The 17795-nt window shown below is 49.1% G+C and carries 10 protein-coding genes; 4 read left to right on the forward strand and 6 right to left on the reverse strand.

Translation table 11 applies throughout. The features are described 5' to 3' along the window. Positions 1-35: 35 nt before the first annotated feature. The 4 genes from QZT80_RS24740 to QZT80_RS24755 all read left to right on the forward strand — a co-directional run bounded on the left by QZT80_RS24740 (position 36) and on the right by QZT80_RS24755 (position 6890). Positions 36-1091 (forward strand): FecR domain-containing protein, encoded by a 1056-nt coding sequence (locus QZT80_RS24740; protein ID WP_295128773.1) that lies wholly within the window; start codon positions 36-38, stop codon positions 1089-1091. An 80-nt stretch (positions 1092-1171) separates the two neighbouring features. Beyond that, a complete protein-coding gene (locus tag QZT80_RS24745) occupies positions 1172-4261 on the forward strand; it encodes a TonB-dependent receptor (protein ID WP_295128775.1) in 3090 nt (1029 codons plus the stop codon). 21 nt (positions 4262-4282) lie between these two features. Next, positions 4283-6064 (forward strand): RagB/SusD family nutrient uptake outer membrane protein, encoded by a 1782-nt coding sequence (locus QZT80_RS24750; protein WP_295128777.1) that lies wholly within the window; start codon positions 4283-4285, stop codon positions 6062-6064. A gap of 1 nt (position 6065) precedes the next feature. Continuing rightward, the gene (locus tag QZT80_RS24755) at positions 6066-6890 is read left to right on the forward strand and encodes a glycerophosphodiester phosphodiesterase family protein (RefSeq protein WP_295128779.1); all 825 of its coding nucleotides are present in this window, start codon (positions 6066-6068) and stop codon (positions 6888-6890) included. A 1014-nt stretch (positions 6891-7904) separates the two neighbouring features. Here the strand turns inward: QZT80_RS24755 and QZT80_RS24760 are convergent. From QZT80_RS24760 to QZT80_RS24785, 6 genes are all read right to left on the reverse strand, one after another. Beyond that, positions 7905-9941, reverse strand: a complete 2037-nt coding sequence (locus QZT80_RS24760) for a DUF5689 domain-containing protein (protein WP_295128781.1) — start codon at positions 9939-9941, stop codon at positions 7905-7907. 5 nt (positions 9942-9946) lie between these two features. After that, entirely contained in the window at positions 9947-10786 is an 840-nt protein-coding gene (locus QZT80_RS24765) for an endonuclease/exonuclease/phosphatase family protein (protein ID WP_295128783.1), read from the reverse strand. 6 nt (positions 10787-10792) lie between these two features. After that, positions 10793-12298: a RagB/SusD family nutrient uptake outer membrane protein gene (locus QZT80_RS24770; protein ID WP_295128785.1), complete on the reverse strand. Its 1506-nt coding sequence runs from the start codon at positions 12296-12298 to the stop codon at positions 10793-10795. 18 nt (positions 12299-12316) lie between these two features. After that, the gene (locus tag QZT80_RS24775) at positions 12317-15745 is read right to left on the reverse strand and encodes a TonB-dependent receptor (protein WP_295128787.1); all 3429 of its coding nucleotides are present in this window, start codon (positions 15743-15745) and stop codon (positions 12317-12319) included. Positions 15746-15880: 135 nt separating this feature from the next. Beyond that, positions 15881-17029 (reverse strand): FecR family protein, encoded by a 1149-nt coding sequence (locus QZT80_RS24780; RefSeq protein WP_295128789.1) that lies wholly within the window; start codon positions 17027-17029, stop codon positions 15881-15883. A gap of 118 nt (positions 17030-17147) precedes the next feature. Then, the gene (locus QZT80_RS24785; RefSeq protein WP_295128792.1) at positions 17148-17738 is read right to left on the reverse strand and encodes a sigma-70 family RNA polymerase sigma factor; all 591 of its coding nucleotides are present in this window, start codon (positions 17736-17738) and stop codon (positions 17148-17150) included. Between the last annotated feature and the right edge of the window lie 57 nt (positions 17739-17795).

Here is a 17795-nt window from a genome sequence, read left to right on the forward strand (position 1 = left end):
CCCCTTTTTCCGCTCCCGGAGTATTTACTACTGAGATGAGCAACAAGTATCAACAATTACTCGACCAGTACTGGCAACAAAATACTTCGGAAGCTGCACGCCGCGAGCTGCTGGATTACCTGCAACAGCAGGAGGAAGAAGTAAAATCTTTACAGGAAGAGGAATACAACCAACACCTGCAGTCACCGGTGAAACTGCTGGCGGAGCAACGCAGTAAAGAAATACTTGAGAAAATTCATGCATCGATCGCTATAACAGCAACACCGGTACGTAAAAAAGTATTTCCAATACGCAGCATCGCACGGTGGACGGCCGCCGCGATGCTTGTACTGGCAGCGGGATTTGGTTACAGACTCATTCATCAGCCTGCACAAACACCTGCCCTTACCAACATCACCACCGCAACGAATGAACTTTTGTGGAAGAGGAATAAAGGGAACAAACTGATGGAACTGCAACTGGAAGATGGCTCGGTTGTTAGCCTGCAACCCGGCAGCTCCATCCGCTACTACGAACCTTTCCGCGATGGCAAGAGAGATATCAGTTTGCTGGGCAACGCCCGCTTTAAAGTGCAGGCCGATGCCGGCAACCCGTTTACGGTATATGCGAACGATGTAGCCACGGTGGCCCTGGGCACCGAGTTCTCGGTTAACACTACCTCACCCGGCAGCCATGTACAGGTGAAACTGTTTTCGGGTAAAGTGATGGTGCGTACGGTGAGTTTAAGCATGAAAGATGTATACCTGAAACCAGGGCAACAGTTTAATATAGATACCACAAAACACCAGTTCGCAGTCACCAGTTTTGGCGATAAGCAGGATGTGGAAACAGCCGCTATCAACAATAATATAAATAGTGAACATACCAGGCTGGCCTTTGATCAGCAACCGCTAACATCTGTTTTAGAACAGATCAGCAAACGATACAACGTTCATTTTTCTTATGCAGCAAAGGCGCTCAACCGCGTGCAGGTAACCGGCGAATTTTTACCGGGCGACTCGCTCGACTTTGTTTTATCAGTACTGAGCGCCGCCAATCACCTGCAGTTTACACAACAGGGCGATACGATTACCGTACGCAAAATGAAATAGACTACTAGCAAAATTACTTCTGCCGTCACGCACCGGGCCAGGTGTGCGGGGAAACTATTGTCAATATCAAACCAAATTATATGTCACTTTCAGGATTTTTTTCGATTAAAGGATGGTGTTGGGGGTTGATAGGGGTGCTTTGCTCCTTACAGCTTTCGGCTCAGCAAAAGACGCAGCTGAGCGGCGTGGTAAGCTCTGAAAAGGGTGAACTGCTGTACGGCGTATCTATCAGTATCACCATTGATGGAAGTAAAGAAAAACAATCGGGTACTACGAACGAGAAAGGTGCCTTTAGCATCAACACGCTTAAACCGGGCGTGAAGTATAACCTGCTGTTCAGTTATGTAGGTTATCAACCTTACCTGCTAAAAAACTATTCGTTAAAGGCGGATGCTGAAAATGCGCTGATCGTTCGCATGAAAGAATCGCCTTCTAACCTGAACGACATCGTTGTAATTGGTTATGGTTCGATGAAGAAGAAGGACGTAACCGGCGCGGTAGGTTCTATTAAGTCAGATAAGATTACTGAAGTTGCCGCTACAGACGCTACGCAGGTTTTGCAGGGTCGTATTTCCGGCGTAATGGTAAGTGCGCAGAACTGGAAACCAGGTAACATGGCGGAAGTACGTATCCGTGGCAGCCGTTCTATCAGTGGCTCTAACGAACCGTTGTATGTAGTAGACGGTATCCCATTCGTAGACGCTATCAGCCAGATAAGTCCGAACGATATTGAATCGATGGAGGTGCTGAAAGATGCTTCGGCCACTGCTATTTATGGTAACCGCGGCGCCAATGGCGTCATACTGATCACCACTAAAAAAGGAAAGAAAGGTAAAACCACAGTAGAATATAATGGCTACTACGGTATCCAGGAAAATCAGCCCATGCCGGAACTGATGGACGCAGCAGCGTTCGTGGAGTATTCGCGCGAATCGCAGCGCAACGCGCTCGGTGGCACTTACAATCCCATCCCCAGCAAAGAACTGGATTTAAAAAACGAACAACTGGTAGCTACCCCGTACATGTTGGCCAATATGGAACGGGCGTGGGAAAGCGGCACTTACGATCCTTCTAAATTACAAAGCACCGACTGGCTTAGCTACGGCCTCCGCCAGGGTGTGCTACAGGACCACCAGGTAAGTGTACGTGGTGCCAGCGAAACGTCTAACTTTTTGCTGAGTGGCGAGTACTTTAATAATGAAGGTGTAGTGAAAGACCAGGATTATACGCGTTACTCTGTAAGACTGAACGCGGAACATGAAATCCGTAAAGGTGTTAAGATCGGTACACAGACTGTATATTCCAACAGCGTACAGAACGCCGGCTGGTCGGATGTGTTTACCGGTTACGGTTTAAAAAGCTTTAACCCGCTGGCGTCTCCTTACGAAGCAGATGGTGTTACACTGTCGCTGTTCCCTACCAATAATACCCGTACCCCTAACCCGGTAACGAACTTTGGTAAAACAAAAAGGCTTCGTAAAAACGACCGGTTCCTGGGTAATTATTATACGGATATCAACTTCCTGAAAGACTTTACCCTGCGTACAAATTTCGGGATAGACTACCGCTCTTACCAGAACTATGATTTCAATGCCTCCAATACCGCAGCAGCAGGTGGAGTTGCGCCGGCCAGCGCAGTAAACGGTGGTGCCAGGAAGTTTATGTACACACTGGAAAACATCCTTAGTTATAACAAAACCTTTACCGGTGGTCACTCGCTGTACGCAACAGTTGTACAGTCTGTACAATCCGACAAAACAGAGGAGTACAACATTTCAGTAAAAGACCTGCCCTATGAAGAGCAGTTGTATTACAACGTAGGTACAGCGCTTACTATTAACGGTGTAGGCAGTGGTTTCGCCAAATGGAACATGGCATCGTTCATGGGCCGTGTGAACTACAACTACAAAGGCAGGTACATGGCTACCGCTTCTGCGCGGTACGATGGTTCATCCGTACTGGCAAACGGCCGCAAATGGGTAATGTTCCCATCGCTTGCTTTGGCCTGGCGTTTAAAGAACGAATCGTTCCTGGAGGACGTGAACTTTATCAGCGACCTGAAACTTCGTGCAGGCTGGGGCAAAACCGGTAACGCCGGTGTAAAACCTTACAAAACACAGGGTAAACTGCAAACCAACCGTTACGTATTCGGCGAAACATCGGTGCTGGGTTTCACACCCATGGAAATGATCAACCCTTCACTTACCTGGGAAACTACCGGCCAGTATAATGCAGGTGTAGATTTCGGTTTGATGAAAGGCCGTGTTTCAGGCAGCCTGGAGTTTTACATGCAGAACACATACGACCTGTTGCTGATGCGCCAGTTACCAACCGCCTCCGGCTTTGACCAGATACTGTCCAATATTGGTAAAACAAGAAACAAGGGGGTGGAAGTAACTATTAATACGGTGAACTATACCAATAAAGATTTCGAATGGCGTAGCGACTGGATATTCTCTGCCAACAAACAGGAAATAGTACGCTTGTATAATGGTGAGAAAGATGATGTGGCGAACCTGTGGTTCATTGGCAAACCCGTGAACGTACTGTACGACCTTGGCTTTGACGGCATCTGGCAAAACACTGAAGCTGATAAAGTAGCCATGGCGCAGTACAATACAAACGGAGGCACTTTTAAACCAGGCGATATCCGTCCGCTGGACCGCAACAATGATTTTAAAATTGATGCGAGCGACCGTTACATCCGTGGCCAGGCAGATCCTAAATGGACAGCCAGCTGGGGTAACAACTTCCGTTACAAAAATTTCGATGCCTCTGTATTCCTGTACGCGATGGTTGGTCATACGATTGCCCACAACCTCGATATGCGTTTCGACGGGCGTTACAATCAGCCTAAACTTAACTACTGGACACCGGACAATGCGAGCAACGAATATCCCCGCCCGTTACTGGGAACAGCCAGCGTGAACTACCTGAGTACTCTAAACTACTACGATGGTTCTTTCCTGCGTGTTAAAAATATTTCGCTGGGTTACTCTTTACCCAAACCGGTGCTTAACACCCTTAAGATCGACAAGTTCCGTGTGTATGGTAGTGTACAAAACCCGTTCCTGTTCACCAAATTTCCGGGCACCGATCCTGAAGGTGCTTCCGGTTTCAGTGAACCAAGTGCGGTTACTTACCTGCTCGGCGTAAACCTTACTCTTTAATCTTTTTAGAAGCTGAATAATATGAATAATCTGTATAAATGGGGCCTGGCGGGCGTACTGCTCGTATCGGCCAGCTCCTGTAAAAAGTTCCTGCAGGAAGAAATTGTTTCTGAAGTTTCCTACTCGCTTTACACCACTGAAAAAGGTATTGAAGGCGCCTTAACGTCTGCCTACAACACCATGCGTGCAGGCGTGAGCAGCGAGCGTGCGCTTACCTTCAGTGATGCTGGTACCGATTTGTTTACGCTGGGCTCTGATGGTAATCCTGCTTTCAACCAATACCTCGCCACCTTGTCATCCCTCGAAGGCAAAACTACTTCTTACTGGGACTGGAATTACAAGGGTATTTCAGAGTGCAACGTGACGGTTACTTATCTTCCAAAAGTAACAATGGATGAAAAGCGTAAAGTACAGATAGAGGCAGAAGCTAAATTCCTTCGCGCCTTCTATTACTTTAACCTGGTGCAGCATTTCGGAAAAGTGCCACTGATCATGGAGTCGAACGATAAAGTAGTGACCAGTTATAAAAGAGCGGCGGTGAAAGATATTTACGCCAGCATCATTACCGATCTGCAATTCGCATTTAACAACCTGCCCATTCCTGCTGCGGCACAAGGCCGTGCCACCAAGGCTGCCGCTGCTCACCTGATGGCTAAGGTGTACCTCGTAAAAGCCAGCGCCAGGTCGGCCAAACAGCGCGAACTGCGTGGCAGCACTGCTACCGATGCCGATAGTGTGATTGCTTACGCCAGCAAGATCGTGAACCAGCAACTGGGCGCTTACAGCCTGGTGGCTGATTACGCCAAACTGTTCGATGTAACGAACCAGGTGAACAGCGAAGTGATTTTCTCGGTGCAGTTCACCAATACGCTGTTGAACAACGGCAGCGGTAACCAGCAGCACCTGTACCACGTACCGCAATACGACGCTGTCAATACTAAAATCCTTGGCCGCTCTACTGAATATGGCCGCCCTTACCGCCGTGTACGACCTACACCTTTCGTGTATAACGGCCTGTTTGGCGCCACCCGTAAATTCGACTCACGTTTTGCAAAATCGTTCGTGTGGGGTTATATCGCCAATAAAGCATCTGCCGGTATCGTTACCACAGCAGGTAATAAGATAGATGTGAAAGTGGGCGATACGGCTGTTTACTTCTCCCCTGTTTACTACAACACACCAACGGAGCTGACCGCCGCCACACAAAGCAACAACCGTTACGCTGTGTATTACCCGCTGAATACTTACCTGCCGCTCTCTATGAATTACATCTTCCCTGGCCTGCGTAAGTTCCTGGACGGCACCCGCCCTACTACGAATGAAGTAAATGGTGGCCGCGACTGGATGGTATACCGTTACGCTGAAACGCTGTTATTACTGGCCGAAGGTTATGGTTTAAAAGAAGATTACACTAACGCCGCCATCTATATCAACAAAGTAAGAGAGCGCGCTGCCTATAAAGAAGGTGAACTTAAAACCACGCAATACTGGACGTTTGAAGGAGGCAACTTTGCCGACCGCTTAAAATCCACCGTAGCTGATATGGAAGTAAAACCGGCCGGCATCGCCATCAACTTCACCGACTTCATGCTGGACGAAAGAGGCCGTGAAATGATCGGTGAACTGAACCGCTGGGAAGATCTCGTACGTTGCGAGAAACTGGTAGAACGGGTGAAACTGCACAACCCGGATGCACAAAACATCCGTGATTACCACATCCTCCGCCCTATCCCACAAACCCATATCGACCGTCTTGACCCGGCAGGACCTATCTCTGAAGAACAAAACGAAAACTATTATTAAGATGAAAAGAATACTATTCGCATTATGCCTGCTTAGCAGCAGCGCCTTCGCCCAAAACCGCTTTACCACCATCGGTAAAGCGCTGATGAACCCGCAATCCAACACCATACTCATAGCGGCCCACCGTGGCGCTCACCTCGAAGCCCCGGAAAATTCCATGGCCTCGTTCCGTCACGCCATCGAAATGGGCATCGACATTATTGAACTGGACGTTCGTTGCACAAAAGACGGGCAGCTGGTCGTGATCCACGACAAAAGCGTGAACCGCACCACGAATGGTAAGGGCGATGTAGCCGACCTTACATTCGCACAGATAAGAGAGCTGAAATTAAAACACAACGGCAAGCTCACTTCCGAAACCGTTCCCACACTCGAAGAAGCCCTGTTATTCGCCAAAGGCAAGATCATGGTTGACCTGGACATTAAAACAGAAACCTGCGTTGACAAGATCATGGAAGCTGTACGTAAAACAGGCACTATCGAAAACACGCTATTCTTTCTCTACGATTTCCATTACGCGCAACCCGTGCGAAAAGAAGGTTTCCGCACCCTCGTCCGTACACACTCCGCCGCAGAAGTAGATTCCGTAGCTGTTTCGGAAGCGTATCATCTTGATGATTCACACTACACACCGGAAGTAGTAGCGAAGATAAAAGCAAAAGGCGGCCGCGTTTGGATGAATGCATTGGGTGACGTAGATAAGAAAGTAGCAGCAGGCGATGTTACCGCTTTTGCTGATTTACTGAAAGGCGGCGCCAATATTATTCAAACGGACCAACCGGCTTTATTAAAAGCGTACCTGGTTAAAAATGGTTTGTACCATTAGTTCCTGTCCTATGTTAATGAAGAGAAAAAGGCCGCCAGGAATGGCGGTTTTTTTTTGCGTTTACTCACCAGATTCCGAGTTTTTCCTGCTGGAGCGACGAACGCCTGGCACTATTGTGAGCCCGCATTAGCGGGCATCACACCAATCGTCATGGCCAGGCAAGAAGCCATCTTCGTGCGCAGTCTCGGCTAAAGTAAAACCATCTCACGCGAACAACGTTGACGAAGCAATGCACTTCCCAACTTGTCGTGGCATTGCACACGAGTAGCGGTAATGCACTCTCAAACTGTCACGGCACTGCACACGAATAGCGTTGGTGAAGCAATGTACTCCCAGCCCGTCATGGTACCGCGTACGATTAGCGGTGGCGAAGCAAAGCACTTCCCAACTTTCATGGTACTGCACACGAGTAGCGGTGGTGAAGCAACGCACTCCCCAACTTTCATGGCACCGCACACGAGTAGCGTTGGTGAAGCAACGCACTCCCAGCCCGTCATGGCGAGGAACGAAGCCATCCTCGTGTGCAGTCTTCGCTACAGTAAAAGGCCTCGAAGAAGGCAACGTTCCAGCTACGAAAACGATTTGCATTGCTATTATCCAATGGTCATAACACAGGGTGTATCTCGAGCGAAGACTGCGCACGAAGATGGCTTCGTTCCTCGCCATGACGGCCGGAGAGAGGCTTGCCTCGGGCACGTTTTCGATGGAGCGACTCAGAACGCATTCGCGCAGATCGTTCGGGACACATTCGAGCATATCGTTTCAGGACACATTCGAGCAGATCATGTCAGAACACATTCGAGAAAATCGTTTCAGAACGCATTCGAGAAAATCGTTTCAGAACACATTCGAGAAAATCGTTTCAGAACACATTAACTACCTCATTTCGAAACACATTTGAGAGGCTCGCCTCAGGGTACATCTGAGTAATTCACCCGGATACATCTGCAACTACTAGCAACAAAAAAAGGGCCGCCTCTCCGGCGGCCCTTCTCTCTCAATATGACATGGATCCTATTTATTATACTTAATCGAAACATGCCCCAACCTACTATTCGTCGTAGCTCCAAGCGTACCGCCCGTAGCACTCGTAGTAGTACCAACGTTCTTATTCGCCACTCTTACGCGGATGTACAAGTTAGTTAACCCGGAAGCTGCCTGCGGGAACTGGAAGTTTACGGCTTTGTAGCCTGGTAACTGCGTTAGCAGGGTGTTGGAGAAATTCGCTACGTCTTCGAAGGTAAAGGTGCCTACCTGTTGGAATGGTGCATTGTTATCGCCCGACCACTCTACGATGAAGTTACGGGGGCCGCCGATATCGGTGTTGCCTTCTAGCTGTAAAGAGATTGGGGTGGTAATACCTGCGGTGGATGTTTCGATGCTCCAGTATGCGCCGGTGGTGGTGGCAGGCGTTGGCCACCAGTTTTTGCTGCCCCAACCGCCGTTGGTTACGGCACCTTTTACTGTTAATGGTTCCTGTAACAGACCGTTGTAGTCGGTGGTGGCGTAGTTACCGTTGGCGGTGAAGTCCAGCGGTTGGCGGGTGCTGTGGTAAATACGGCCGGTGCCGGTTTCGGGAGTTAGTGGATTTGCTTCTGCCGTGGGAGCAGAATTGTACTCGGCGCGGAAGCGGCTCCATTCTACCAGTACTTTCGAGAAGCCGGCGTTACGGTCGGCGTTCAGTGCGATGTCTTCACGGGAGAGGTGACGGATGGCGTAGCGGCCGATGTTGCCTCCGAAGCGGTCCATTTTTTCGTTTACGATGATGCCGGCTATTGTACCGGAACCCTGCGGCACCAGTTTACCATCGCGGCGGTAAGGTACATCGAGGTTAGTGAGCATGTACATGCTGTTGCCCTGGATGTCGCGGATGCTTGTGGGATAACAATCCATACGGGCTGCGTAACCTTCGTTGATATTGGTGAAACTGCCGCTTGGGATAGAGATTTCTACATCTTTCAGTTTTACGTAGGTGTACAGGTCGTTGTCGGTTAATTCGCTCATGTACTTTTCGCGGGGCAGCAATGGTGTAGTGCCGGCGTTTTTAGCCATGATGTGTTTTGTTTCCACGCCGGTGATAATCACCCGATCGGGGCCTGACAAACGTTGTACGGTGGTGCCTTTCAACCAGACTTTTACACGATCGTTGAAGTTGTAAATGTTGTCGCCGGGCGTTTTGGTTTTAAGGTAGATGCCTTTGGTACCATCGGCACTCTGGATATACACGGCAATTGCGTTCTCTGTTTTAGAGAGGGTGTGTTTATCCGTATTGTTCAGGTTCTGGGTGATATTGGGATGGCCCTTATCGCTGACTACTACCCCTTCGAAGTAAATACTTTCATTTACGACGCCCGCTGCGAGTGTCGTTTTGATGTAATCAAAACCCCTGGCAGTGGCGCCTTCGTAGTCTATACCCGGCAGCTGACTGATAGCCAGCGTATCGCTGATGGTGACGTTGAGCGCATCTTTGTAAGTAAGTTTAAGTACACTGGTGCGCGCGGCGGCGGTATGATTGGTATCTGCTTTAAAATAGAGATAACCTTTCTCGATGCGCAGGTCTGACACCCAGTTCTGTTGCCCCTCCGTACGGTGTGTATAACTTACCACCATCTGCTCCATTGGCACATTCGTATTAACAGGCGTTTTAAACGTACCGCCGTTCGCGATCGTTTGTGCAGAAACATCGGCAATGGCCAGTGTAGGAACAAGACCACGCTGCTGCAAACGTACCGTATCTGTTTTACCACCAGCCTTTACCAGCAGTCGTACGAAACGGGGCAGGTTCACGCTGTTATCGGTGAGTTGTGCTACAGCCTGACCTTTACCGCTGCCGCTCTTTGCGGTGAGCGTAAGCCAACTGGCGGTGTCTATCGGTTCTACCGACCAGTCGCCATCGGCGTACACGATGAACTTAGTGGTATCGGCCGGGGCTGCGATGGTAATGGTGCGCGAATCGATGGCCAGGTCGGTGCTGAATTTATAATATTCCGTTTTACGGCAGGCGGCTGTTACCAGCAGTACTGCGCTTACGGCGAGTAATAACTTTTTCATCTTCCTTAGTTTTTAAGCTCCATGAGTATGGGACGGTGATCGGAAAACACTTTAGTGAAATCATCATAAATAAAAGCGCAGCTGGCGATCTTCTTCTCCAGGTCTTTGCTGGTATAGATGTAATCGATCCTGGCGTCGGTTACGATAACGCCTTTTCCGGTGCTGGCTTTTACTTTATCATGGTAGTAACAGCCTGCATCCACAAATCCGGCGGTAAGCATGCTTTGCTGCACGGTGAAGTCGATCGTTTCTCCATTTACCAGGTTTTCTATTTTAGGATTTTTAGCGGATGCGGCTTTCTGTACGGTAATTACCCGGCCGTTGGTCATACGCTCTTTATCCAGCGGGGAATTTGAATTGAAATCACCCATGATCACCCAGTTCTTTTTATCCGCCTGCAGCGATATATTTTTGAGTACCTGCGCGATCTCCGCCCTTCTCTTTTTATAAAGATGCGGATTGAGGTGCAGCACTACAATGTTGTACTGCTCAATCTTCGCCATAATAAACCCATGTGTCATGTTTTCATTGATCTTCTGGATAGCAGCGATCGGGTATTTGGAGGTAAGACCGGTGGGATAACCGTTCTCTTTCACAATTACCGCGTACGGATGACCGTACGAAGCGGCCAGTTCTTCCAGCGTTTTTTGTGTGAACCCGTTACACTCCTGCAGCGCCAGTACGTCCGGATTCTTGTCTTTGATCCAGGATACGAACTGTTGTTTGCCTTTGGTAGTATCCATCTTCATCCCTTCGAGGATGTTGTAGCTAAGTATTTTAAAGGGCTGCTGGGCAGATGCTGCCAATGCCGGCAGCAGGAACAGGAATAAAAATATCTTCTTCATTTATCTCTATTTATAAGCGTCATTAGTTAAAAGGCCACGGGTGCGTACCACTTCCTTATCAGGGATGGGGTAGTATTCGTGGTAAGGACGAAGGTTGTTTTCAATCACTTCGTATTCTATGGCTACCGTTTCTTTCAGGCGATCGTAAAAAGTACCCCAGCGTACCAGGTCCCATTTGCGGCCGTACTCTCCCATCAGTTCACGGGCGCGTTCTCTTTTCAGCTCTTCCAGGAATTCTGTTTTACCGGGATAAGTATCCATTTCGAAATCAGGGTTCGCACGCATTTTCACATCATTGATGCACTGCATGGCCAAGGGCACCTGATCGAGTTCATTCGCCGCTTCGGCCATCATGAGCAGCGCATCGGCATAACGGAACACTTTCTGGTTATTGCCATCGGCAATGTTATCCATGCCAGGGCACCAGAACTTAGGGCCCATCCAGGGTTTGCCCGTACCGTTATTGGCCATGGGACGGCTAAACCAAACGCCATTGTAAGTGTAGCCTAAGATTATTTCCTTACGCGGATCGGTGAGTGGGTACAGCGACATGAAATACTCCGAAGGTGTAATAGAGTTAAACGGGTTGGCGGTGCTGCCCAGTTCTGGTATGTTGATACCGTTGTAAGTACTGGTACCGGAAGTTTTTGTAGGTGTAAAGAACGCGGCCACCTGTGTGGTTTTCTTTAAGCCGGTAGCCGACCATATATACTGTACCTCGAAAATAGATTCGGGCGTGTTTTTATTCCTGAAGTAAGTGTCGGTAAGCGGGTATTGCAGCAACTGACCATATACAGCCTGTATCTTCTTCATTGCATCGATGCATACCTGGTACTCTTTATTCCACAATGCCATTTTACCGATCAGCATATAAGCCAGGTGAGCGCTCACCCTGTTTTGCGGCACTTCCGACGTACGCGTTTGCGGCATATGCGGTGCGTACCGTTGTAACTCAGCGATCAGCGTATCGCGGGTTACGGAAGCATCCATCCTGCCTATCTTATTTATTTTCTCCAATGCTTCCAGGCTGCTAACGTCCTCGCGGTAAAACGGAACATCTTTAAAAGTGCTCGTGAGCACGTAATAATAGAGCGCTCTCAATACCACCGCTTCTGCCACCAGCTGCGGCTTCTTTTCTTCTGCAATGGTGGCGCCTTCAATACCATGAATAGCCGCATTGCAATACATGATGCCCTGGTAACAGGCTGTCCATATATTGTCGCCCATACCCGGATTGGCCGGGGATATCTCGAACTTTACGTCCAGCGCGGCGGAGTTCAGGAAAGCCAGGTCGGTTGCGGCTTCGAGCGGCAACATCAAATCCTGGTAATACACGCTGTTCAGTGGATTGTAACAGCCGTTTAAGGCTGCGATACATTGGTTCTCCGTTTTATAAAACCCTTCGGGGCTCACAAAGCTTTCTGCATCTTCTTCCAGCAGCTTTTTACAACCACCCAGGCTTAGGGCGGCTAAAAGCAGAGCTGGCAGCAGGTACGTCTTAATTGCTTTCATATCTCAATGTGTTTGTAATTAGAATTTAAGTTCCGCTGAAAAGGTGATGGTCCTGCTGCTTGGGTAAGCGCCATTGTCCATACGACGAATGGTAGAACCCTCGCTCTGCGTACTCACTTCCGGATCATAACCGTTATAGTATTTCCACAGTACCAGGTTGTTACCGCTCACGCTCAGGTTAAGCGATTGCAGTTTGTTGCCGGTAATTTTACCCAACTGCACCGGGTACCCCACGGCGAAGTTTTTGAAACGCAGGAAGGTGGCCTTATGCACGAAACGATCGTTCGGAATATCATCTTTCGAATCGGCGCGTGGGTAATCGGAATCCGGATTACGCACGGGATGCCAGGCGTTTACCATGTAACGGAACTGGTTTGACAGATATACACCTGTACCCATAAAGGTTTCGGTAGGATTATAAATATCGCCGCCCAGTGAATAGTTAAAGTAGAAAGAGATGTTTACTTTATAGATAGAGAAGGTATTCTGCAAACCGCCATACATCTTAGGGTCGGCATTACCGAGGTACACGAGGTCCTGGTTATCGAGCACACCATCATGGTTTTGATCGATGTAACGCTGGCGGCCGGGTGAATAATAAGATACAGCGGAGGAAGCGTATTTCTTGTCTGTTTTATCCTGTGTGATCTCGGCCTGACTTTTCCAGGTACCCGCGTATTCCATACCCCAAAGGGCGTTCAGTGGTTTGCCTTTTACGTAGCCATACATCATGTAAAATGCACCGTATGGGTTGTCGTAGGCCGAAATCCGGTCCAGCCCGCCAATATCTTCTACCATCTGTTTGTTATGCGCGGCCGTAAAGGTGGTACTCCAGGTAAAGTTTTTACGGCGGATGTTATCGTAACTCACCGTTAATTCAATACCCTTGTTCGACGTTTTACCAATGTTAGCCAGCCTGCTGTTATACCCCGACTGTGTAGGCAACTGCACCGTCAGCAACAGGTCGGAGGTACGGCTCATGTAAGCATCGAGTGTGATTTCGAGGCGCTGGTTAAACAGTCCTACGTCGAGGCCCGCGTTGTAAGAAGTTGTTTTTTCCCAGGTAAGTCCCTCGTTGGCAATGCGTGATGGATAATAAGCCACCGGCTGCGCGCCGCCAAACAGGTAACCGGTACTGCTGGAGGTAAGCCTTGGCAGCGACTGGTAACGGCTGATCGCATCGTTACCTGACGTACCACCACTAAGACGTAAGGATAATTCACTGATCTTCTTAATCGGTAACATGAAGCCCTCGCGGCTGATATTCCATTTCGCCGCAGCGGATGGGAACATCGCCCATTTATTATTCGCCGCGAAGTTGGAAGCGCCATCGGCACGACCTGTTACCGTTAAATAATACTTGCTTTTATAGTTGTAGTTTAACCTTGCCAGTTGCGATACCCTTACCAGGTTTTCCAGGTAAGAACCTACACTCAACGTTTCTTTAGATGGAATAGCTGCCAGGTCGTTCGGGCCGGTATCGTCTACGAAGTAACCGCTACCGCTGGCTGTCATGTTGGTGTATTGCTGCTTCTGGATAGTGAAACCATACACCGCATCCACCGTGTGTATCTTGTTAAAAGTCTTTTTATAACTCACCGTGTTTTCGTTCAGCAGGTTGCTTACCGCGTAACTTCTTTTATAAGCATAGGCGCCGGAATTGGCTTTGACGCGGCTAGGCATGGTGCCTGGTGTGAACTGGTCGGCCAGCATACTGTAGTCGGAATAGGAAATAGTAGATTTAAGGACGATGTCTTTGAAGATGCGGGCTTCTACATAAGCCATGGTGCTTAAACTGCGCTCCGACTGATCGTTCTTTCGCAGTTGCACGTTGGCAATAGGCGAATCGAATAACGTACCACTGTACCATTGCGTGTTCCAGTCGTTGAAGCTGCCATCGGGCTTGTAAGCCGCGATCGTAGGCGCCAGGAATAATGTAGAACGGTACCAGAGCGTGTTCGTACCCACGTCCGCATTATTGATCGCACGTTTAATATTGGAATAGTTGAAACGTACACCTGCTTTTACAAATTTGCTGATGGTACGGTCGAGGTTCAGTCTTACCTGGTAACGCTTTAAACCACTGTTATCGATAATACCCTGGTTGTTGTTATGGTTTACAGAGAAGAAGTACTGCGTGGCCTTATCACCGCCGGTTGCGCTAAGCGTGATGTTGGCATAAGGAGCAGTACGCGTGATTTCCTCCGTCCAGTTCGTGCCTTCGCCCAGCGATAAAGGATCCGGATAAGGATATTCTTCCAAAGGTTTAGTTTGATTAGCTGCTGCGGAGAAATAGTAACGATCGTTCTGCAACTGTGCGAACTCCGTGGCATTCATCAGGTCGAGGTAACGGGGTAGTTTACTCTGCCCCACATCCGTACGGAAAGTAAAATTCGTTTTACCTGCTTTATCGCCGCCCGTTTTAGTAGTGATAATAATTACACCGTTACTGCCGCGCGAACCGTAGATCGCTGTAGACGAAGCATCTTTCAATACTTCGATCGAGGCAATGTCAGAAGGGTTCAGTTCGTTCAGGCTGCGGATCGCATCCATCAGTCCATCCACAATAAATAAAGGTTCGTTACTGGCCGAAATAGAGCGCGTACCGCGGATGCGGATAGAGGTAGCCGCACCAGGTTCGCCATCTGTAGAAACAATTTCAGCGCCCGCGATGCGGCCCTGTAACATCTGGTCTACACGCGTTACAGGTACATCCTTAATATCCGCCGTTTTAACGCTGGATACCGCGCCGGTGAGATCACGTTTGTTGACCGTACCATAACCGATCACCACCACTTCTTCCATACTTTCTTTCGACAGTTGAAGTTGTGCCTGTATAGGCAATGTAGCACCGCTGAGCGATACCATTTTACGATCGTACCCGATGTAAGAGATCAGGAGTACATCCGTTTTTTTCGCTTTAATGGAGAAATTGCCATCGCCATCCGTTTGTACACCGCGGTTGGTGCCAGCAACAGATACAGTAGCGCCGGGCAGCGGACCACCCTTTTCGTCCAGCACCTTCCCCTTTATTGGAGGCTCTTCCTGCTGAACAGCCGGCGTAACGTCCGGCATCACTTCCTTTTCCTTAATCGTAATTGTTTTAGCACTGATCTCAAAATCCACCGGTTGCCCCATCATGACGCGACGCAGGAAATCTTCTACCGGCATGTCTTTTACGTTAAACGTAATCGGTGTTGTTTTGGTAAGCAGGGCTGCGTTGTAAAAAACAACGTAACCCGTTTTTTTCTCGAGCTGGGCAAACACCTCTTTTAAAGGAAGGTTGTTGCCCGACATAGTAACCGTTTGCGATACGGCGGCCTGCACCTGCAGGACCAAAAGCATCAATACAATAGTGGCTAGTTTCATCACCATACATTTTTTCATGAACGACCAGTGTCCTGCCTCGGGCGGACTGCCTGGTTGACAAAAGTTTTGATACTGCATTCCCTTTAGCTGGTTTAATAAATTAATGACGTGGTGCTATATCGGCCATCCCTGCGGCGCCTGCCGGGAAAGCAATAAAAGCCCTTTCCGCACCCTGGCGGGTACAGTTTGCGTATTATCTGTGTTGTTTAAGTGTTACCTGCTTACAATTAAAGTCCTTCCTTCCAGTCTCAGTTTTACTTTGGAAATCTCTAAAATTCTCATAACGTGCGAGAGGCTCAGCCCTCTTTCCATTTTACCTCCGAATGTAATATCCGGCACCCCGTTTTCGTACTGCACTTCTATATCGTACCAGCGCTCTAACTGGTTCATGACGTCTTTTACGCCTGCATTCTCAAAATTGAACAATCCATTTTTCCAGGCCATCACCTGCGATACATCCACAGTTTGCACTTGTACATCCACACCCGACACCGTAGACTGCTGCCCCGGCTGCAGGATGCGCGAACGGTGCCCCGTCGATACCGACACACTACCCTGCAGCAGCGTAGTTCTCACAAACACCTCGTTATCGTACGCATTAATATTAAAGCGTGTACCCAACACCTTTACTTCCGAGCCGCCCACCTTCACCATAAAAGGCTGGCTGGCATTCTGCGCGATCTCGAAATACGCTTCACCCTTCAGCGTTACCGATCTTTCTTTGCCCGTAAAGCCCGTTGGGTAAGTAATCGCACTGCCCGCGTTCAGCCACACCTCCGATCCGTCCGGCAATACCAGGTGAAACAGTTTTCCTTTCGGGGTAGACAACGTATTATAACTTACCTCCGCCACATCGCCATTATAGCTCACCGTACCATTTTGCAGCGACACACTCGCGCCCGACTGGTTGGCAATCAGTCCTTGTTTGATACTGTCCAGCGGCACCGTGCTGCCATCCGCCAGCGTTAGCAAAGCGCCCTTTACAGCCGGGGCTATATCATTATTATCAATAGAAGTTTTACGTTGATGCTGCACCAATGCCGGCGCAGTGGCCTGCCGCTGCATCAGCGACCAGGTTAGTCCCGATACCGCCAGCACCACCGCTGCTGCCGCTGCATACCGCCAGATGTTCAGGCGTTTTACCTTACCCGGCCTGGCATTGATCACCAGCGAAAGGATTTCCTCCGCTTTCTCCTGTGCCATCTCGTGCGACCCGCCGCTGCGGGCAGCCGTTTGGTCGATCAGTTGCAGCAGGCGGGCGTTGTACTCCGGCTGTGCGATCATCCCGAACAATTGCTGTTCTTCAGCCGGGGTGATGTCACCTTTAATGTACTTTTCAAACAGTTGTTCAAAAACAGGCATGAGCGGTAAACTGCACGCTTTTTAGATGGGCAGCAATATAGAAACTCCGGAAAAAAGGAAATGGGTCAGTGGGAAATAGAAAAAAACGCAGAGGTAACAATTCGGTAATATAAGCGTACTAAAGACACTCCTTTAAGATGATCAGTGCGCCGTAGAGGCCAAGGTGAGAAAGGCAATACACGCGGATCGCCTGCATAGCTTCAGAGAGGTGGCGTTTCACCGTTTCCGGGGAAAGGTTGAGTTCCTGCGCGGCTTCTTCGCGTTTCATACCGTGCTCGCGTATGAGGCGGTACACCTTCTTTTGTTGGGGAGATAATCCGGCCACCGCCTGCTGTAATACCTGTTGGTATTCCTTATCCAGCAGCTGTGAACCAGGGGTTTTAGGATCGGCGAGTAGTTCTTCCTCCACCGGCATAGATCGTTTTTCCTGCGCCAACTGTTTGAGCGCCGAGAACACCCGGTTTCGCGTAATCGTAAACAACCAGGCAGAGAAGTGTTCCAATTGCGCCAGTTGTTCCCTTTTCAGCCAAACCCTTAAAAAAACGTCCAGCACAATCTCCTCCGACACCGGCTGGGAGCGGGTAATATCGAAAGCGATCGAATACACCTTATTACGGAACCGTTCGAACAGCTCCGCAAACGCCTTTTCATCGCCATTTGCGGTGGCGAGCAGCAGGGAATGTTCGTTATGTAGGTGCGGGCTGGTCATTTGCGTGTACAAATATAGTTAAGGGATTGAGATATTCGGATTTCCCATGTTTTACAG

This window comes from uncultured Chitinophaga sp., from assembly GCF_902168175.1.
GTDB lineage: Bacteria > Bacteroidota > Bacteroidia > Chitinophagales > Chitinophagaceae > Chitinophaga.